The organism is Actinomadura sp. KC06, from assembly GCF_004348735.1.
GTDB lineage: Bacteria > Actinomycetota > Actinomycetes > Streptosporangiales > Streptosporangiaceae > Spirillospora.
Genome location: NZ_SMKT01000048.1, coordinates 1 through 19,324, shown reverse-complemented (window position 1 = coordinate 19,324; position 19,324 = coordinate 1). Strand labels below are relative to the sequence as shown.

General features: G+C 69.5%; 16 protein-coding genes and 1 tRNA gene. 8 read left to right on the top strand and 9 right to left on the bottom strand.

The genetic code is table 11. The annotated features are described in order from the left end of the window. Window positions 1-379 precede the first annotated feature (379 nt). On the top strand, window positions 380-1,516 hold the full coding sequence (locus E1287_RS17490; protein WP_131966009.1) for a helix-turn-helix transcriptional regulator: 1,137 nt from the start codon (window positions 380-382) through the stop codon (window positions 1,514-1,516). A 242-nt stretch (window positions 1,517-1,758) separates the two neighbouring features. Here E1287_RS17490 and E1287_RS17485 read toward each other — a convergent pair whose 3' ends face one another. The 3 genes from E1287_RS17485 to E1287_RS17475 all read right to left on the bottom strand — a co-directional run bounded on the left by E1287_RS17485 (window position 1,759) and on the right by E1287_RS17475 (window position 4,980). After that, complete coding sequence (locus tag E1287_RS17485) at window positions 1,759-2,241, bottom strand: hypothetical protein (protein ID WP_131966008.1); 483 nt, start codon at window positions 2,239-2,241, stop codon at window positions 1,759-1,761. Between the two features lie 868 nt (window positions 2,242-3,109). Continuing rightward, on the bottom strand, window positions 3,110-3,766 hold the full coding sequence (locus E1287_RS17480) for a response regulator transcription factor (RefSeq protein WP_131966007.1): 657 nt from the start codon (window positions 3,764-3,766) through the stop codon (window positions 3,110-3,112). After that, window positions 3,763-4,980 carry a histidine kinase gene (locus E1287_RS17475; protein ID WP_207934275.1) on the bottom strand — a complete coding sequence of 406 codons (1,218 nt, stop codon included), beginning with the start codon at window positions 4,978-4,980 and terminating at the stop codon, window positions 3,763-3,765. The genes E1287_RS17480 and E1287_RS17475 overlap by 4 nt, the downstream gene beginning before the upstream one ends. A gap of 210 nt (window positions 4,981-5,190) precedes the next feature. Between E1287_RS17475 and E1287_RS17470 the strand changes: the two genes are divergently transcribed. Together E1287_RS17470 and E1287_RS17465 are read left to right on the top strand one after the other, a co-directional pair. After that, entirely contained in the window at window positions 5,191-5,901 is a 711-nt protein-coding gene (locus E1287_RS17470; RefSeq protein ID WP_131966006.1) for an ABC transporter ATP-binding protein, read from the top strand. Next, on the top strand, window positions 5,901-7,883 hold the full coding sequence (locus E1287_RS17465; protein WP_131966005.1) for an FtsX-like permease family protein: 1,983 nt from the start codon (window positions 5,901-5,903) through the stop codon (window positions 7,881-7,883). The genes E1287_RS17470 and E1287_RS17465 overlap by 1 nt, the downstream gene beginning before the upstream one ends. Before the next feature lie 7 nt (window positions 7,884-7,890). On the opposite strand, the gene E1287_RS17460 is transcribed toward E1287_RS17465, so the two are convergent. Further along, window positions 7,891-8,400 carry a MarR family transcriptional regulator gene (locus E1287_RS17460; RefSeq protein WP_131966004.1) on the bottom strand — a complete coding sequence of 170 codons (510 nt, stop codon included), beginning with the start codon at window positions 8,398-8,400 and terminating at the stop codon, window positions 7,891-7,893. Between the two features lie 82 nt (window positions 8,401-8,482). On the opposite strand from E1287_RS17460, the gene E1287_RS17455 reads away from it, so the two are divergent. Further along, entirely contained in the window at window positions 8,483-8,998 is a 516-nt protein-coding gene (locus E1287_RS17455; RefSeq protein WP_131966003.1) for a cupin domain-containing protein, read from the top strand. 341 nt (window positions 8,999-9,339) lie between these two features. Next, a complete protein-coding gene (locus tag E1287_RS17445) occupies window positions 9,340-11,019 on the top strand; it encodes an MFS transporter (protein WP_243719132.1) in 1,680 nt (559 codons plus the stop codon). Between the two features lie 79 nt (window positions 11,020-11,098). Here E1287_RS17445 and E1287_RS17440 read toward each other — a convergent pair whose 3' ends face one another. Beyond that, window positions 11,099-12,100 (bottom strand): pyridoxal-phosphate dependent enzyme, encoded by a 1,002-nt coding sequence (locus tag E1287_RS17440; protein ID WP_131966002.1) that lies wholly within the window; start codon window positions 12,098-12,100, stop codon window positions 11,099-11,101. Window positions 12,101-12,201: 101 nt separating this feature from the next. Between E1287_RS17440 and E1287_RS17435 the strand changes: the two genes are divergently transcribed. Beyond that, on the top strand, window positions 12,202-12,717 hold the full coding sequence (locus E1287_RS17435; protein WP_131966001.1) for an Lrp/AsnC family transcriptional regulator: 516 nt from the start codon (window positions 12,202-12,204) through the stop codon (window positions 12,715-12,717). Between the two features lie 275 nt (window positions 12,718-12,992). On the opposite strand, the gene E1287_RS17430 is transcribed toward E1287_RS17435, so the two are convergent. The 3 genes from E1287_RS17430 to E1287_RS17420 all read right to left on the bottom strand — a co-directional run bounded on the left by E1287_RS17430 (window position 12,993) and on the right by E1287_RS17420 (window position 17,345). Beyond that, window positions 12,993-13,841, bottom strand: coding sequence for a VOC family protein (locus tag E1287_RS17430; protein ID WP_207934274.1), 849 nt, complete (start codon window positions 13,839-13,841; stop codon window positions 12,993-12,995). A 354-nt stretch (window positions 13,842-14,195) separates the two neighbouring features. Then, window positions 14,196-16,364 carry a sialidase family protein gene (locus tag E1287_RS17425; protein WP_131966000.1) on the bottom strand — a complete coding sequence of 723 codons (2,169 nt, stop codon included), beginning with the start codon at window positions 16,362-16,364 and terminating at the stop codon, window positions 14,196-14,198. 561 nt (window positions 16,365-16,925) lie between these two features. Continuing rightward, window positions 16,926-17,345, bottom strand: coding sequence for a MerR family transcriptional regulator (locus E1287_RS17420; protein WP_207934273.1), 420 nt, complete (start codon window positions 17,343-17,345; stop codon window positions 16,926-16,928). A gap of 51 nt (window positions 17,346-17,396) precedes the next feature. Between E1287_RS17420 and E1287_RS17415 the strand changes: the two genes are divergently transcribed. After that, window positions 17,397-18,284, top strand: a complete 888-nt coding sequence (locus tag E1287_RS17415) for an aldo/keto reductase (RefSeq protein WP_131965998.1) — start codon at window positions 17,397-17,399, stop codon at window positions 18,282-18,284. Window positions 18,285-18,370: 86 nt separating this feature from the next. Further along, window positions 18,371-18,595: a tyrosine-type recombinase/integrase gene (locus tag E1287_RS17410; RefSeq protein ID WP_131966039.1), complete on the top strand. Its 225-nt coding sequence runs from the start codon at window positions 18,371-18,373 to the stop codon at window positions 18,593-18,595. Window positions 18,596-19,118: 523 nt separating this feature from the next. On the opposite strand, the gene E1287_RS17405 is transcribed toward E1287_RS17410, so the two are convergent. Then, a tRNA-Pro gene (locus tag E1287_RS17405) sits at window positions 19,119-19,192 on the bottom strand. Window positions 19,193-19,324 lie beyond the last annotated feature (132 nt).

Sequence of the window (19,324 nt, the reverse complement as noted above, 5' to 3'; positions counted from 1 at the left end):
GGCGAGGCGCGGCCGTCAGTCTTCATACGAGAGGGGAATGAGGGTCATTCGGATGCCCTGCCACCACTCGCGCCCCACTCCGCTCGACACCCTTAGCGGCCCTGGCTGCTCTGCCTCGCAGCTCCGGGCCGCGGTTCCAGCCCCATCCCCGACGTGCCACGAACCCAGCGAGCATTTCTGGGCACGGCACTAGACGATCGCGATCCCGGCCGTATCGTGACCCCGCGGTGCCGCACGAGCTCACCGCGACGTCCTCGGCGAGCTCGTGCGGCACCGCACCCACGACAATGTCCGGCGCGCTCTGACTGGCCCCACCTGTCGAACCTCACCGCGACAACCGATTGGCCGTGCCCGGACATGTGTGTCGTGGTTTACACGGATGTCTGAATCCACCGCAGGCCGGACGCTGTGCGGGGTGATTGTTGTCTTGATTCCTCACGCAGCGGGGGTCGTGGTGGAAGTGAGCTTGGACCGGCTGGCGCGCGAACTGCACGCCTTGGCCGAGCAGGGCGTCAGCGTTGAGGAACTGACCGAGGTACTGTGCGGTGCGATCGGGTCGCAGGTGGCACATGATGTGCTGCGGCTGGTGCACACCAATCCGGCGGCGGGATTGTGGCTGGGCTCGTTGCGGGGCTGGCATCGCGACGGGCCCGAACTCGCCGAGGAACTGGTGCTCGACCGCTTCGCCGACGGGGATCCGTGCCGACCCGATGACCTTGCGCGCCGACCTGTGCCGGTGGGAGTGGTGGGTGTTGGAGGGGGCGATGGGCCCCGGCAGCGTCGCACCCGGGAGATCCTCGCGGCGCACGGGGTGGGCAGCGAGCTGCGGTTGCTGGTGCGGGATCGCCGGGGCGTATGGGGTTTCGTGGGCGTGGCCAGGGCGGAGGGCGCCAGGCCGTTCGACCAGGACGAGATGGCCAGGTTGGCGCGGTTGGGTCCGGTGCTGGCGGCCACCTTCCGCACGTTCATGGGGGCGCAACCGCTGGCCCCGGGCGTCCCGGCGTTGCCCGCGGGGGTGATCATCGTCGGCGCCGACCACACGGTCCAACAGATCTCTCCACAGGCGAAGGAGTGGCTGGAGCAGGTGTGGCTGCCCAGGCAGCGCGGTGTGACGGAACGGGCCCTGGCCCCGTTCGCCGCGGAGATCTCGCATCACACGCGCGAGAACATCGCAGATCCGGGGGCCTGGAAGCCATGGATGTGCTTGTCGAAGACCAGCGCCGGACGCTGGATCGCCTTGCAGGGGCAACCCCTGGACGCCGATGGTTCCGGCGAGGTGGCCATTGTCGTCCAGGCGGCCGGCGGCGAGTTGCTGCTGACCTCCTTCTGCCATTGGCATGAGATCACCGCCCGTGAACGCCAGGTCATCGAGCAGTTGTGCACGGCGACGCCTCCCAAACGCATTGCCCGCGCACTGGAGATGTCGGTGCACACCGTCAATCAGCACCTGAAAACAATCTACCGAAAGACCGGCGCGGACGGTCGTGATGAGCTCCTCGCCGCTCTGGCGAGCTGAACGAACGCATTCCCGGCCGCGCATCACCGCACCCGAACGACGTCACACCCCTCGGCCCCACCACCACGTCGCACTCCGGTCGTTGAGGCCGTATCCCGGGCCAGGCCCGGGATACGGCCTCCTTTTGGTGACGCGTCCGCCATCTGTGAGCGATGGCGGGCCGAGGAGTGGCGAGGATGGTGATCACTGCCGCCACTGCCGGCCGGAACCGCTGTGGCAAGGCGACAGGATCACCGGCGCCGTTACGACCATTGCAGTGACGTGCTCCGGTCGTTCATCAGGTCACCGATGTACGTCGGGCCCGAAAGGAATCCAGTTTTGACACCGCCGAAGTACGGTTCCTCGAAGTGCGCCACGTAGCAGTTGCCGTAGGTCGCGAACCACGAAATGGTGTTGTCGAAGCCGACGGTCCTCAAGTCCCCGAAGCTGAAATCCACGTCGGAGATGGGGCCCGAGCACAGGTGGTCTCCCGTGAACACCCTGCTGGGACCGTCGACGTTGTGCATGTACTCGATGGAAACGACGATGTGGCCGGCTTGGACGGCGCCTCGCGAGCTCTTCTTTCCGCCGGAAGTGGAATTGAGGCGGTCGTTGAACCTCCGGTCCGACACCGCGGCGGCCGGGCTGTCGGGGGCGTCGGTGATCCGTCCGCCGGTGGCATCCGCCATCGCCTGGCGGAAGGTGGAGTGGCAGGTCATCTTCCCGTGTTCGGCCAGGTAGACCACGCAGTGCTTCTTCGCGACCGCCCGGGACGGGGACTGAGCCGGACCCGGCTCGGCCTGCGCGCTGGCCGGCGCCATTACGACCGCGGCGGCGAGCGCCGGGGCAGCCAGCAGGCACGCCGAAAAGATCCTGTGCTTCGCTGTCATTCTTGTTTCTCCGATGCATGCTCGTTCCAGAGGGCAAAGGGCAGCCTGGGCTGCTCCGGTGCCAAAGGCCACGCCCACCGGTGCGGCCGGAATTGACCTCACCAGCGTTCCGTGCGGCCCGCCACCGAGCCCTCCTTACATGAAATGGTGCGGGCCGACAGAACAATGTTCACCCCAGCTGGCAGCGGAGAGATATACCTAATATTCGGGATTGCGAACCGGCCGCCCTATGATTTCGGTCAGCTGGCGTTGTCGTTGATCCTGGTCGACGAGCATGAATCCGAGTCGTCGTTCTTGCCGGTCTTCGCGCGTTGGCTGATTCCGACGAGGCGATCAGGTTGGCCGTGGTCGGTTTGGCGAGGTCAGCGGGCTGCGCGAGGATCCTGTGTGTGGGCTGGTGAGGTCTTGCGGGGTGCTGGAAAGCGTCGTTTGTGCCATCACGGCGCCATCGTCTGACGGTTCTCGCGGACCGCCGAGTAAGGCTGCTGTCTCCGCCATGGGCGAGCCACACCCGCGGGAGATGCTGAAGTCCCGGCCGGTGCTGGTGCGCCGGGACGAGGCTGAGGTGTTCGGCAAGGTGCCCGGCCCGATGACGCTGCCGGCTGACGCATCGGCCATCAGCGGATTCCTGAGTAGCAGCCGCACTGCCCTGAGGCCGGGGGGCAAGGACGGCGCGATCCCGCACTACCACCGCGTTTCGGTGGTGCGAGCGCTCTGCGGGACGTTAGTCGAGCAGACCTGCTTGGTGGGCGAGGATGGCGGCTTGGACGCGGTTGGTGAGGGAGAGTTTGGTCAGGATCCGGCTGACGTGGGTTTTGGCCGTTGCCTCGCTCATGTGCAGGCTGGTTGCGATGTCGGTGTTGGACAGGCCGTTGCCCAGCGCGATGAGCACGTCGCGTTCTTTGGTGGTCAGGGCCTTGAGGCGGTGTTCGGCCTGGGTTCGTCCCGATTCGGCCTTGGTGAAGTGCTGGAGCAGGCGGCGGGTCACCTTGGGGGAGAGCATCGCTTCGCCGCGTGCCGCGCTGCGGACCGCGGTGATCATGTCACCGGCGGTCGCGTCCTTGAGCAGGAAGCCGACCGCTCCGTGGGCCAGTGCGGTTCGTACGTATTCGTCGAGGTCGAAGGTGGTCAGGACGACCACGTTCGGCGGGCGGGGCGATCTCGCGAGGCGTTCGGTGGCGGTCAGGCCGTCGGCGCGGGGCATCCGGATGTCCATGAGCACGACGTCGGGGCGCAGGTTCTGGGCCATGGTCACCGCTTCGGCCCCGTCGCCGGCCTCGCCGATCACGGTGATGTCCGGGGCGGACTCCATGATGGTGCGCAGCATGGAGCGCACCATCCACTCGTCGTCGGCGATCAGTACCCGGATCGGTTCGCTCATGGGGTGTGCTGTCGTGTCAGCGGGATGTCGGCGGTGATGTCGAATCCGCCCTCGGCGGTCGGTCGTGCGGTGAGTTCGCCGCCGACCAGCCGGACTCGCTCGGCGACGCCGATCAGGCCGTGCCCGCCGGCGGGCAGCTCGGCGTGGGCGGCGCGCGGCGCGCGGCCGTTGGTCACGCGCAGGTGAAGGGCGTCGTGGGTGTGGTGGATACGGACGTGGGTCGGTGCGGTGGCGGCATGCTTGTGCACGTTGGTCAGGGCCTCTTGGACGACACGGTAGACGGCGTGCTCGACGAACGCGGGAAGCGCGGCGTCGCAGTCGTCGACCGCCTCCAGGGTGACCGGCATGCCGAGACGGCGGGACGACTCGACCAGCCCGCCGAGATCGGCCAGGGTGGGTTGCGGCGTGAGCGGCGCGGCGTTGTCGCCGTCGGCGCGCAGGACCTCCACCAGTGAACGCAGTTCGTCCAGTGTCTCGCGTCCGATGACGCCGATCCGTGTGCCGATGGCGGTGGCGTCCTGGTCCCGCGCCACCTCCAGCGCCGTGGCGTGCAGCACCATCAGCGACACGCGGTGCGTGACCACGTCGTGCATGTCCCGGGCGATCTGGGCCCGTTCGGCGCTGCGCGCCTGCAGGACACGCTGGTGCTGCTCGCGTTCGGCGCGTTCCGCCCGCTCGCGCATCCTGGCGATCAGCTCGCTCTGGGCACCGACATAGAGCCCCAGCAGGGCGGGGACTCCGCAGATCAGGGCCGTGACCGCCGTCGCGGCGTCGGTGCCCGCCGCCCGCTGAATCGGGACGCCGACCACGACCGCCGCCGCCACCAGGATGCTGATCCCCGCTGCACGCTGTGATCGCGTGCGCCGCGACGCCATGTGCCGTGCCAAGGTGTACTGCGCGACCATGACGGCTATGTAGGCGGACAACACGACCCAGCCGGCCAAGGCGACCAGGACGAACAGCGCTGGGCGGCGCCTGCGCCACCAGGCCGCGGCGCCCACCGCGAGCCCCGACGACAGCGCGATCCACATCGGTGGCCGCTCGAGGTAGGTGATTCCGACCTCACCCATGGAGCGGCCAGAGCCGCCGTCACCGGAGGGCGCGCTCGCGGCAAGGGCGACGGCCACCAGCGCGTCGATCACCCGATGGCGCCCTCCCCATACGGCCGCCCAGAGCGCCGCGGGGCGCAGGTCGATCGGCATTGGCGGCCTCATGGGTCGCACGCTATCCGCGCCGCGCGACCAGGGCATCAATAGAAAGTTGTACGTCGGCCCCGTGAGGGCTCCGACTTTCCGCCGAGGCGGAAGCCCGACAATGGCGGATGCCCGGGGCATGGCGGGCCGGTGAGGCTGGGCCCATGCCATCGCAGACCATGCACACCGAGCCTCCGCCCGGTTCACCACACGCCTACGCGCCGCGCCGCCATGACGCAGGCTGACGGCGGTGCGAGGCCGGCCCGTCCAGTGCTCGCCGGGGCGGACCTCGCGAAGAACTACGGGCGCACCACCGCTTTGCATCATGCCTCGCTCGTGGTCGACCGGGGTGAGTCGGTCGCGGTGATGGGACCGAGCGGGTCGGGCAAGTCCACGCTGCTCTACTGCCTTTCCGGCGTCGTGATGCCCGACGGCGGGGAAGTGGTGTTCGACGGCGTCCGGGTCGATGAACTGTCCGACGCCGGGCGCACTGATCTGCGGCGGTCGGACTTCGGATTCGTCTTCCAGTTCCCCGGCCTGCTGCCAGAACTCTCGGCGGTCGAGAACGCGGCGCTGCCGCTGATGCTGGACGGCACCGCCCGCCGCGACGCGGTCGCCCGGGCCCGGGAGCTGTTCCCGTCGCTCGGTCTCGACGGCCTCGAACGGCGGCGTCCGGGCGAGTTGTCCGGCGGCGAGGCGCAGCGCGTCGGGATCGCCCGTGCGCTGGTGCTCGCCCCCGCGGTCGTGTTCGCCGACGAGCCGACGGGCTCGCTCGACACGCGGACGGGCGACGAGGTCATCTCCCTGCTGGTGTCGACGGTGAAGGACCGGCAGGCGGCGCTGGTGCTGGTCACCCATGACGAGCGGGTGGCCAAGCGCTGCGACCGGATCGTCCAGGTCGTGGACGGCCGGACCCTGCCCGAGCCGAAGAGGGTGCAGTGATGCGTGGACTGTGGCTGCGCCTGCTGCGCGGCGGCGGCCGGTCCACCCGTCTTGAGGTCGGCCTCCCGCTGGTGGCGGGCGCCGTCATCACCCTGGTCCTGCTGCTGTTGCTCGGGTTGCAGCAGGGCCTGGACAACCGGGCGGAGCGGACGGCGTGGCGGACCCCCGAGAAGGCGACGAACGGGCCCACGGCGATCCAGACGGGTTTCACCGACTACGTCGAGGAGCGTCCGCTCGCGGTCGTCGAACTGGCCGCCCTGGGGCAGAACCCGCCCGATCTCCCGGGAATGGGCAGGTTCCCGGCGCCGGGTGAAGTGTGGGTCTCGCCGCGTCTGGCCGAGCTGATGGCGGACCTGCCGGCAGACCGGCTCGCCGGCAGGTTCCCCGGTCCGGTCACCGCCGAACTCTCCCGGGAGAATCTGGAGCATCCCGACGAACTCGTCGCGGTGGTCGGGCGGCGTCCGTCCGATCCCTCGATGCGCGACCGGCGGCCGCGGCATCAGTGGAACGAGGTCTCGTCGGTGACGCCGACCAGGATCGACGGATGGTCGGACACCCCGGATCTCTACCAGACCACCTACCGGGACATCGCGCTGCTCGCCATCGTCCTGACCGCGCTTCCGCTCGCCGGCCTCGGCGGGCTGGCCTCCCGGCTGATGGCGGGACGCCGGCAGCGGCGGCTGGCGACCCTGCGGCTGCTGGGCGCCCGCACCTCGCAGGTGGTCCGGCTGACCATCGCCGAGCTGGCGACGTTCGCGGGGATCGGGGCGGTGTGCGGGGCCGTGCTGCATCGAGTCCTCGTGCCGTTGACGGCACGGGTGCCCATCAAGGGCGGGGAATGGTTCACCGCGGACGTGCGGCCAGGGGTGGTGCTCACCCTCGCCACCGTGGCCGCGGTGGTCGGCGTGCTGACGCTGGGCGCGCTGACCGGGCTCCGGGCGGCGGTCCGCGACCCGCTGGGCACCTACCGCCGCGCTCGCCGTGACCCGGGGCGGGTGCGGCTGTGGTCCGTGGTGTTCATCGCTGCGGCGATCGCGCTGTTCTGGCTGCGCAGCAGCAACCCCTTCGTCGGCGTCGCCTTCACCTTCGTGGTGCTCCTCGGCTGGGGACTGGTGTCGACGGGGCCGTGGATCGTCGCGGGACTCGGCAGGCTGCTGGCCTGGCGCGCCCGGCGTCCGGCGACCTTCCTCGCTGGACGGCGCCTGTCGGACAGCCCGCGCAGCGCCTGGCGGACGGTCGGGGGCCTGACGCTCGCGTCCTTCATCGCCGGGTTCGTCGCCATCAGCCTCCCGGCCGGAGCCGGCAACGTCGGCGCGTACGCGTCCGGGACCGAGCGGCTACAGGCCGTCGTGCCCGCCGCCTCCCTGGACGCCAACGCCCGCAAGGCCGAGACCGTGCTCCGGACCGAGGGCATCCGCGCCGACGTGGAGACGGGCGGGGCGCCGGACTGGCTCAATGCGAGCGAATGGGCCACGCTCACCCTGGACACGCGAGGCCCCGACAGCGAACAGGACCGCGCCCGGACCGCGATGATCGAGAGCGGCCTGTGGGGTCCGGAGATGAGCATGGCCGAGCACCTGCCGAACATGTGGCTGCTGCGGGACGGGGTCGTCATCGGCTTCCTGATCCTGCCGACCGCGGCGCTGGTCGCGCTCGCCTCGATGATCATCGGCGCGATCGCGCGCATCTTCGACCAGCGGGACACCTTCATCGCCCTGCGGCTGGCCGGCACCCCCCAGACGGTCCTGCTCGCGGCGCAGCGCCGCGAGATGATCCTGCCGTCGGCCCTGCTCGGCACCATCGCCGCGATCGCGGGGTTGGCCAGCGGCGCGACGATCGGCTCGGCCGGCGTGCTCAACCCCTACAGCACCGGTGTCCTCGCCGGCCTTCTCGCGCTCGGCGCGATCGCCCTGCTGCTCGCCGACCGGACCGCGCGACCCGTCCTCGAACGGGTCGGCACCGACCTCTCCGAACGCGAATAAGGGCTCCCTACTCGGTGAGTTCCCGCAGCAGCTTGCTTAGAAGCTTGTCAAGGACGGTCAGTTCCTGGTCGTCCAGCGCTGAGAACAGGCGGGTGACGTTGGCGGTGTGTTCGGTCATCGCGGCGTCCACGGTGGTGTACCCGTGCTCGGTGAGCCGGATCCGGAAGCTGCGCCGGTCGGCGGGGTCCAGGGTGCGTTCGACGAATCCGGCGGTCTCCAGCCGGTCGAGCCGGTTGGTCATCCCGGCGCGCGAGAGCATCAGCAACTCGGAGAGGTGCGAGGGGCTCAGCGTGTACGGCTCGCCCGAGCGCCGCAGCGCCGCGAGGACGTCGAACTCGCCGCGTTGCAGGCCGAAGGCGGTGAACACCTTCTCCTGGGCCGGGCCCAGCACCAGGCCCAGACGGCCGAGGCGCCCGGCGGCGGCGATCGCGGTCAGGTCGAGATCGGGACGTTCGCGTCGCCAGGCCGTGATGACGGCGTCGATCGCGTCCGGGGAGTCTGCGCTAGCGGTGGCCATGAGGGCATCCTACTTCGATGGTTGCGCTATTTGATGCCAGATAATTTGACGCCATACTATCAGGTATGGAACTATCTCCTCCATGACCGAACCACACCCACGGGACACGCCGAAGGGCCGGCCGGTGCTGGTGCGCCGGGACGAGGCCGAGGTGCTCGGCACGGCGCCCGGCACGATGACACTGCTGGCCGACGCATCGGCCACGAGCGGATTCCTGAGCAGCAGCCGCACCGCCCTGGGCCGGGGCAAGGACGGCGCGACCCCGCACTACCACCGCGCGTCGGCGGAGATGTTCTTCATCCTCGACGGCCGGCTGCAGGTGCTGATCGGAGACGAGGTGGTGACCGCGCGCGAGGGAGACCTGCTGGTGGTCCCGCCGCACACCCCGCACGCCTTCGCCGCGCCACCTGACTCGGCCGCCGACGTGCTGATCGTGCTGACCCCGGGCGTGGACCGGTTCGACTACTTCCGCCTGCTCGACCGGATCCGGCACGGCCAGGCCGACCCCCAGGAAGTCCTGCGCACGCAGGAACGCTTCGACAACCACTTCGTGGACAACGCCGCCTGGAGCCAGGCCCGTAGCGCCTCGAAGACCTGACCGCACCCCCCCGCCCGGGCCGCCGCCCAGCACGGGGGAAACGGCCCGGCTCACCGACGGCCTCGCCCGGCAAGGGCTGCTGGACGAGTACCGGGTCTGGATCTACCCCGTCCTCAAGGGTTCCGGCGAGCCCTTGTTCCGCCCCGACAGCGTCACCGGCCTCGAACTGACCGACACCACCAGGTTCACCTCGGGCGTCGTCGTGCTCACCTACCGACCCACCAACCCCGCGCACCACCCAGGCCTGCATCGACGAACGCAAGAACCTGAAGCCTCACCGGTCTACCTCATGAGGCAGGCTCCTCGCTCGCATTGACTGAGGTCCTGCCGTTAAGCGCCGGTTGAAACCGGCGCTTTCGCCTCCGCGCCAAGCGCCGGTGATCGTCGGTCGCGGAATCGAGTGCTCGATTGACGACTTCTCTACTGGTAGGCGACTGCCCGCCCGCGCGGCCGGGCGGCTGAGCTCCAGAGAGGAAGGACCGGATATGGTGACCGTTCGCAGGCGGTGGATCGGGCTGATTGTGCTTACTCTGCCCACGCTGCTCATCTCGATCGACATGACCGTGCTGCATCTGGCGGTCCCGCACTTGGGTGCTGACTTGGGCCCGACGGCGAACCAGCTGCTGTGGATCCTGGACATCTATGGCTTCATGATCGCGGGATTCCTGGTGAGCATGGGGGTGCTGGGGGACCGGATCGGGCGGCGCAAGGTCTTGCTGGCCGGCGCGGCCGCCTTCGGTGTGGCGTCCCTGCTGGCGGCGTACTCCACCACCGCCGAGATGCTCATCGTGTCCCGCGCATTGCTCGGCGTGGCGGGGGCGACGTTGATGCCGTCGACCATGTCGCTGATCCGCAACATGTTCACCGACGACGCGGAACGCACCAAGGCCCTGGCCGTCTGGATGGGCGGGTTCATGGTGGGGTCCGCGATCGGTCCGCTGGTCGGCGGGCTGCTTCTGGAGTTCTTCTGGTGGGGTTCGGTCTTCCTGCTGGGCGTGCCGGTGATGGCGATCCTGCTGCTCGCCGGGCCGTTCCTGTTGCCCGAGTACCGGGACCCGGAGGCCGGACGGCTCGACCTTCTGAGCGCCGTCCTCTCCCTGGGCACCGTGCTCTCGCTCATCTACGGCATCAAGCGCATCGCCACCCATGGCACGGACGCGACAGTGGCGGTGACCATCGTGGCCGGCCTTGCCCTCGGCGTCGTCTTCGTGCGTCGGCAGCGGCACCTGGCCGACCCGATGATCGATCTACGGCTGTTCCGCTACCGCAACTTCAGCGTCTCGCTCGCCTCGATGATGGTGGGGCTCATCGCGATGGGCGGCGTGATGCTCTTCGTCAACCAGTACCTGCAGCTGGTCCGGGGCCTGTCGCCCCTTGAAGCAGGTCTGTGGATGCTGCCGCAGGCCGCTTCGGTGCTGCTGAGCACCCAGTTCGCGCCGCAGGTCGTCGACAGGTTCCGCCCGGCGGTGGTGCTGGCCGGATCCATGGGCGTCGTCGCGGCCGGCGTGCTACTGATCAGTACCGGCAGCCTGGCATGGGTCATCACCGGGCTGGTCGTGATGGGCCTGGGCTTCGGCCCATGGATCCTCCTGGCAATGGACCGGATCATATCCACGGCGCCCCCGGAGCGGGCCGGCGCGGCCTCGGCGATCTCGGAGACCGGCCAGGAGTTCGGGCTCGCCGCCGGGCTGGCGTTGCTCGGCAGCCTGGGAACGGCGATCTACCGGAGCGGCCTGAGCGACTCCCTGCCCACCGGCGTCCCGCCCGCCGCCGAGAGCGCGGCCAGGGAGAGTCTCGCCGGCGCCGTCGAGACCGCGGAGGGGCTTCCCGGACCGGCCGGCCCCGAGATGCTGGACGCCGCACGGGACGCCTTCACCACAGGACTGCAAGTGACGACCCTGATCAGCGCCGCCATCGTCGCCGCCGGAGCGATCGTGATCGGTCTGCTGACCCGCCACGAGCAGGCCCCCGTTCCCGAGGAGACCGATAGCACGCCGGAGACGTCTGATGCCCTCACCTGAATCTCACAACGGGTCAAGCACCGCCTGGACGTCGGCCGTGGCGATCTCGCGCAGGTGGTCGCGGGTCGCTGCTAGTTGGTCAGAAGGTTGTGCGTTCGGCGCGCCTCGCCGCCTGTGCGGGGCAGGTGAGCCGGGCCGCCAGCTCCCAGACCTGTTCGGGACGCGGGTTGGCGCCGGTCAGCACCGTGGCCAATCGGTCGCCGGCGACCGCGCCCTCGGCGATCGCCGCCAAGCCCGCCGCACCCGCCGGTTCTAGGACGATCCCGAGCGTGCGCGCGGCCAGTTCCATGGCGGCGGTGATGGCCTCGTCGGTCACCAGGACGATCTCGTCCACCAGGGCGCGGGCCCGCCGTACCGAGGCCTCCAGCGGGCTGCGCACCGCGATCCCGTCGGCGAAGGTACGGGCGCGTTCGATGGGGACCGCGTGGCCGGCGCGGAGGCTTTCCAGCATCGAAGGGGCGCCTTCGGCATTGACCCCCACGATCCGGGTGCCGGGTGCATGCTCTTTCGTCCAGCGCGCCACGCCGTTGATCAGCGCGCCGTCGCCGACCGGGAGCACGACGGCGTCGAAACCCGGCTCCCCTGAGCCGCGGGTCAATTCGAGTCCGCTCGTCCCGGCGCCCTCGGCGATCGCCGCTTGTAGACCGTCCTGCAGGTAGACGCGGTCCAGATGGCGTCCGGCGTGGGCGGCGGCGGCCTTCCGCGCCGACGAACCGTCCGCCCCGGCCTCAACGACCCGGGCGCCGAAGGCCTCCATCCGCTCCCGCTTGGCGGGATTGACCGTCTCGGGCACGAACACCTCGACCGGCATCCCGCGGGCCCGTCCCGCGTAGGCGACGGCCTGACCGAAGTTGCCCGAGCTGGCGCACACCACCGGTGTGCCGCGGGCGAGCGTGCTCAGCATCAGATCGGCGCCCCGGCCCTTGAAGCTGCGCACCGGGTTGGCCGTCTCCAGCTTCACCGTCACCTTGCGGCCGCCCAGCGCCCGGCACAGTTGCTCGTCAAGGTACTGAGGGGTGTTGAGGAACACCGGATCGATCACTCGCATGGCCTGCTCGATGCGCGCCGCGTCCAGGTCCATAACTGTCACCTTTCCTCAGAGGCTCGCCGACCCGGCTGACGTTATTCGAACTCCCGATCGAAGCGATTGAGAAATATCGCGCCCCGGCGCAATAATCTTGCATGCCCGAATCGCCGCCACCGCGCCTGGACGACATCGACGCCCTGCTGCTGGACCTGCTCCAGCACAACGCCGGACGCACCCTGCACGACCTCGGCGAACAGATCGGGCTGTCACCGAGCGCCGTCCAGCGGCGGATCGCCCGCTACCGCAAGGACGGCCTCATCACCAGGCAGGTCGCCGTCCTCGACCCGCACCGCCTCGGACCAACCGTTCTGGCCACCGTCCTGGTGACCCTCGATCAGGAATCCTTCGAGCACCACCGCGCCTTCTCCGAACGGATGCGCGCGGACCCGCAGGTCCAGCAGTGCTACCGGGTCGCGGGACCATGGGACTACGTGGTCGTCCTGACCGCACGGAGCATGCGCGAATGCGGCCGCCTCGGCGATCGGCTGTTCAAGGCCGACGACAACATCAGGCGTTACGAGACCCTGGTCGCCTTCGACACCATCAAAACCGGCCTGGCCCTCCCACTTCCCGCGCCACAGCCCTCTCGACCACAAGACGGCCGACCATGAGCGACAAACCCAGGTGACCGAGACGGAGAGCCCATCTCCTTGTTGACGAGCATCGAACGCGGCGGCATAGGCACAGATTCATCTGAACCCGGACGCGCGGGTTAGCGCCGGGGCCGCCGGCAGAATGCGGTCCGATCCTCCAGCTGATCGCTATTGCATCTGATGGGACTGCGGGTCGTTCGACACGTGGAAGCCCACCAACGGGGACCCTGGCGTCAGCATCGGAGCCGCGGAACTGGAGCCTTGTAAGTCGGCTCTGGCCCGCTGAGCCGTCTTCAGTTCGCCGGTGGGGTGAACTGGCTAGCGGTGAAGGCGGCTCCCTGCGGGTCGCGGACCACCGCGGCACGGGTCCAGTCGGTGTCCTCGGTGCTCACCACCGTGCCGCCCAGGCGCTCGACTTTGGCGACGACGTCGTCGCGATCGGTCACGGTGAAGGTCACGTGCCAGGCAGGCTGCTCGTCGTCGGCCGCCGCCGTCAGCCAGCCGATCGCATCGGCGAAGCCGGGTGGTGCCTCGATCGCCGCCTGGCGCTGGTGGATGTGAGGATCGACGGTCGCGGCGAGGTGGTCGCCGTACCCCGGTCGCCGGATCATCGCACCGAACCCGGTGTCGGTGACCTGCCAGCCGAACACCGCGGTGTAGAAGTCGGCGGCCCCGGCGGGATCGGCCGAGTGGAGATCGCTGAAGTTCCAGGTGCCGGGTGCGTTGGTCAGCTGGGCACCGAGGCGGTTGCGGGCTTCCCACAGCCGAAACGGCACGCCGCCGGGGTCCTCGCACAGCGCCAGCCGTCCGCCATCGCCGGCCGTTGTCGGAGGAAGGACGACACGTCCACCCGCTGCGGTCACCCGAGCCGCGGTCCGGTTCACGTCGTCGACCGCGACGTAGGTGTTCCAACCTCCGCTGCCGGGCCCGGCGGCATCGGCACGCTCGGCGAGCCCGGCGACATCCCGCCCATCGAGCTGCGCGACGACGTACTGCGAACCTTCACCCCCGACCTTCTGGAACGTCCACCCGAAAAGGCCGCTGTAGAACTCACGAGCGGCGGCGAGGTCGGGATGCTCGACATCGATCCACGAGGTGACTCCCGCCGGGTAGGTCCGCCGCGTGCCCCGCTGCATCTCCATGACAGCGACCCTAGGACACATTCAGGTCAGAGCACGTCCGCAACCCACCTGGATGAGGTGCCGCAGACGTCTATGGTGCGCACGGTGTTGCGGCGGAGTTGTGACCGCGGTTTCGGCGGCCCGTCTGCGACGAAGCGGTTGCGAAGCACGGCTGGCCAGTCAAGGGACGGTGCCTTGACCGGCACTGGACGGACGACCGAGCAGCGCTTACGGATCACGTTGCGGCCCCTGGGAGGAGGGGCCGCGAACGTGATTGCCTGCACCTTGATTGTTGTGGGGCCAATGCCCGGGCCCTGGTGGTCGATGTCTCCTGCGGCCGGTGGAAGCCCACTGCGCCGCTTGCTCGTGGCGGCCTTACGGCGTCTGGCGGCCGGCGGCGTGGACCTTGCCGGCCAAGCCGCGTGGAAGTCGGGTGCTGTAGATGCCGCGGCCGAAGGTGGCGGCGATGAGGCGGTTGGAGGACGCCTGGAATTCGATGTCGGTGATCGCGGCCAGCGGGAGGTCGCCGAGGCGGAACCAGAAGCGGCCGGACGGCGGCCCGGCGTAGACGCCGACATCGGTGGCGAGCAGCAGCAGCCCGTGCGGGCCGATGACGATGTCGTTCGCTGGGGCCCCGGGGAGGTTGCCGCTGATGTCGCGCCAGGTGTCGCCGCCGTCATCGGAGTGCAGGACGTTCCCGCCGGTGCCGCTGGCCCGGTAGCCGGAGAGGGTGGCGAACATCCGGCGGGCGTTCTGCGGATCGATTTCGACTCGGGTGACCCAGGGCTGGTCCTTCAGTTCCAGCGACCAGTTGGCGCCGTCGTTGCGGGTGAGGGAGATGCGGCCGTCGTCGGAGCCGACGACGACGGTGCCGGGGGCGGTCCTGGCGGCGGCCACGGTGGTGAGGGTGCCGAACGGGTACACCTCGTCGCGGCCGGGGCCGCCGGTGAGGTCGGGGCTGATCGGGGTGAAGTCGAGCCCGTTGGCGGACCGGTTGAGCCGGTCGCCACCGAAGTAGACGACGCTCGGATCGGCCGGGTGCAGCTCGATCGGGCTGAACCAGTTGAAGCGGTCGGCCGCTGCACCGCGCAACTCGGTGAGGGTGTCGCCGGCGTCCTCCGAGCGGAAGCAGGCGCCGAACTGGTAGCAGCTGTAGAGGATGTCGTGGTTCTGCGGGTGGATGACGTTGGCCTCACCGTCGCCGCCGAGGAACTCGTTCCAGCGCGGGCCGTTCCAGGTGCGCACCGAGCCGTTGTCCTGGGTGCCGCCTGCCATCCGGGTGACGTCCTGCGCGCTGGCGGTCACGCTGTAGAACTGGGTGTACGGCTCGTTGGCCGCCTTGATCCAGGTCTGCGTGGCGCCGTTGGCGTCGGAACGGTAGACGCCGCCGTCGTTGCCCTCGTATACACGTCCGGGCACCTTGGCGTCCCAGACCATCGCGTGGTGGTCGACGTGCATGCCCTCGTTGACCTTCCACGTCCGGCCGGCGTCGGCCGACTCGCGCAGGTTGGCCGAGGGCATGTAGAGGTGGTCGCGGTCGGCGGGGTCCACCCAGAGGTGGCCGGTCCACCAGAAGGGGACGTCGCTGGCCGGCAGCGTGCCGGTCCTGAACGAGGCGCCGCCGTCGTCGGAGACGTAGAACCCCTTCACGTCGCCGAACTGGCTGTACGTGGAGGTCAGCACGTACACCCGGTCGGGATCGCCGGGCGCCACGCCGATGCCGATGCGCCCGAGCCGCGGGTCGGACCGGAGTCCGATGTCGTCGCCGGGCGTCGGCGTGACGATGTTCTCCAGCCGCCGCCAGGTGCTCCCGCCGTCGTCGGAGCGGAACAGCCCGGAGCCGACGCCGCCGTAGCGCCGCAGGTCGGGCTCCCTGCGGCGGTCCCACATCGACGCCCACACGCGCCGCGGATTCCCCGGGTCGATCACCACGCTGTTGGCGCCGGTGGTGTCGTTGGCCCCGGCCAGCACGAGCGTCCAGGTACGGCCGCCGTCCTCCGAGCGGTAGACGCCGCGCTCGCCGCCCGGCCGGAACAGCGACCCGGTCGCGGCCACGAAGATCCGCCGCGGGTTCTCCGGGTCGACGGCGATCAGCGAGATGGTGGCGGAGTTCCGCAGGCCGAGCCGCTTCCACGAGCGCCCGCCGTCGGTCGACTTGTAGACGCCGTCGCCCTCGTAGGTGATGGAGCCGCCGCCGGGGTTGGCCTCGCCGGTCCCGGCGTAGATCGCCCCGTCGGAGCCGGCCGCCATCGCGCCGATGGCCTGCGGGTTGCGCCGCGGCCAGACGGAGGTCAAGGTGGCGGCCCGGTCGGTGCTCTTCCAGACCCCGCCACTGGCGGCGCCGATGTAGACGGTGTCACGCCGGTTGGGATCGACGGCGATCCCGGTGACCCGGCCGCCGATGTTGGCGGGCCCCTCGGAGCGCCAGTCGACCGGCAGCCTCGGCCCCTTCGCGGCGGCTTCCGAGGCCCTGACCAGCGCACGCTCCGGCAGCCCGAGACCGCCGGAGGTGTCCTGCCGGGCCTTGTATTCTCCCGGCGCCATCGGCCCCCGCGGCCGTGGTGGCGCGGCCGATGTCGCAGTGTTCGCGTCGGCGGGCACTGCGGCGAGGACGCCCGCCGGTGCCAGGATCACGATGAGTGCCAGGACGCGGGTCGCACGCCTTGGCCGGAGCGGAGAGCGCGGCATTGCGTACCTCCGGGGGATCGGCATTGATCATTCCGTCCCCTCTCGTATCCCAGGCCGCGAACCGAGTAAATAGCGCAGAGTGCCCGGCCTAAGCCGGTCAATCGCGGGCGAGTCTCTTCCTCGCTGCCTTTCGCCCCCTAACCTCGCCGTTCAGGACGACGCCCACGCGCGCGACGCACGGCAACGGCAAAGTGGGTGTGGCGTCCGACTTGACGGCGCGATGGCTGTATGGCGTTCGAGGGTGGGCGGCGTGGCCTCTCGATCGGGTAGGTCAGGTGAGAACTGACCGAGGAGCTCGACGGCGCACGGGTCGCCAATCGTGAACTCATGGCCTTCCCTCACGCTCCCGTGGGCGGACGCCTCGGCTCTGAGGATTCTCGCTGGCAGAAGGGGGATGTGAGCCGTCCCGGCGGGGGGTTAGCCTGGCAGGCCGTTCAGGGCTCGGTCGATTCGGTGGGTGAGGATCTCCTCGACGACCGGGCAGGTTGCGGGGTCTTCGCTGGTGCAGCTCAGGAAGTGGTCCAGGGCGTCTTTGGCCGCGCGCAGGTGTTCGATCTGCTGTTCGAGGTCGTGGGCGCGGGTGGCGAGGGTGTCTCTCCAGCGGGCGGGGTCCGGCGCTGTCATGAGCGTCGTGGTGTCGTCCAGGCTCATCATCCCGTCGAGATGCCACAGCTGCAGCAGCGCCAGCGAGCGGAGCGCCGCGCGGTCGTAGTAGCGGACTCTGGCCCGTCGGCAGGTCGGGTGCAGCAGGCCGCGTTCCTCGTAGTAGCGCAGGGCCGAGACGCGGACACCGAACGCGCGCGCGACCTCTGTGATCGAGTACAGCTCGTCACTCACCGGCGTCTCCAGGTTGCGCTCAAGTTGGCTTGAGAGGTCAGCCTATGGTGCATGAATCACCGGCAGACGACCACTCACCCTGTCCAGCGTCCCGCGCATCTGAGCGGCACCATCGAGCTCGGGGACCTGCGTGTGCATCGCCTCGGCTACGGCGCCATCCGGTTGACCGGTCCCGGGACCTGGGGCGACCCCGCCGACCGCGACGGCGCGATCGCGGTTCTGCGCCGCGCGGTCGAGCTCGGGATGGACTTCATCGACACGGCCGAGGCCTACGGGCCGTTCACCAACGAGGAACTGATCAGGGACGCCCTGCACCCCTATGACGGAATCGTGGTCGCCACCAAGGGCGGCGGCGTCCGGCCCGGGCCAGACCAGTGGGAGGCGGTGGGCCTGCCGGAGTTCATTCGCCAGGGCGTCGAGACCAGCTTGCGCCGGCTCGGCGTGGACTGCCTGGACCTCTACCAGCTGCACCGGATCGACCCGCGGGTGCCGCTGGCCGACACCCTGGGCGCGGTCAAACAGCTGCAGGAGGCCGGGAAGATCTGTCATATCGGCTTGTCGGAGGTCGACATCGCCGACATCCAGGCGGCCCGCGAGATCGTCGACATCGTCTCGGTGCAGAACCACTACAACCTCGCCACCCGGCACTGGGACCACGTCCTGAGCCACTGCGAGCAGCAGGGCATCGCCTTCATCCCCTGGGGACCGCTCGGCAGCGGAGACCTTTCCGCTCTCGGCGCCTTCACCCACATTGAGGGGCTCGCCGATCACACCACCGCCCAGATCGCGCTGGCCTGGCTGCTTCGACGCTCCCCGGTGACGCTCCCCATCCCCGGCACCGCGACGCTGCACCGCCTGCAGGAGAACGCGCACGCGGCCGCCATCAAGCTCAGCGACGAGCAATACCAGCGACTCACGGAGGGGAGCGGCCCTGCATGACCCTTCCCTGATAGGCACCGCCGAGGCCGGCTCGATGCCGGGCCCGCGACAAGGGGCCGTCCTGGCCGTGCTGTGTCTTTCGGTCCCTGCTGAGCGCCGGCGTCCGTCCCATCCGGGTGCACGACACGCGGCACACCTGCGGTCGACTCCTGGCCACGCTGGACGTGCACCCTCGGACGGCGATGGAGATCCTCCGACACAGCCAGATCAGCATCACGATGGAGGTCTACACGGAGGTGCCGACCGAGGTCACCAGAGAGGCTCTCAGGCGTCTTGGGGAGCGGTTGACTGGCGGTGGGGCTCGAGACTGACTTGAAGAATCCCTGGCTCCAGCGTGCACGGCACCGACTGGCCGTTTACTGGCCCGCCTAGTGCCGTGCCCGCTCTTTTTCTATCGACCAATCGTGGTCCAGAGCATCAGGCTCCGTGTTGACGAGGAACCGCCGCTGACATGGATCACCACACGATCCCAGCTTCGGCCGACGAAAGAGGATGAGCACAGGTTTGCGGCCCCCTTCCCCGTGTCGGGACGTTCAGCGCATTAAGTCTTCGCTGAGCTCGGCAGGGACGGCCCACTTGAGGCCAATGACCATGAGGTGCGGGTGGAGGTGAAGTTGGGCCACAAGAAAGACTGGATCTCGTTGCTGGCGTTCACCTTGCGAACCCGCCAGGTAAAGCATCCTAACTACATCACGTACAGCAACGATCCCGAAGTGATCTCGTTGTCCCCATGACGCCGACCGCTCCCAGGCGGGCGGGTGTAGCTGTACATCGTGGCTGTACCGACGACTAGAGGCCAGCTTCCGATGATCGGAAGTGGCCTCTGAGTTGCTGTCGGGACGGCGGGATTTGAACCCACGACCCCTTGACCCCCAGTCAAGTGCGCTGCCAAACTGCGCTACGTCCCGGTGCCCGTTGGAGCGGGCTTGATTACTGTAGCGCAGTCCGCGGGGTCTTGCGTAACGAGATACGGGGGCCTGTGGGGCTCTGGTAGGCAGGCCTGATGGTGTCTTTGCGGGCGGGGCTGGCCGGGGTGGTCT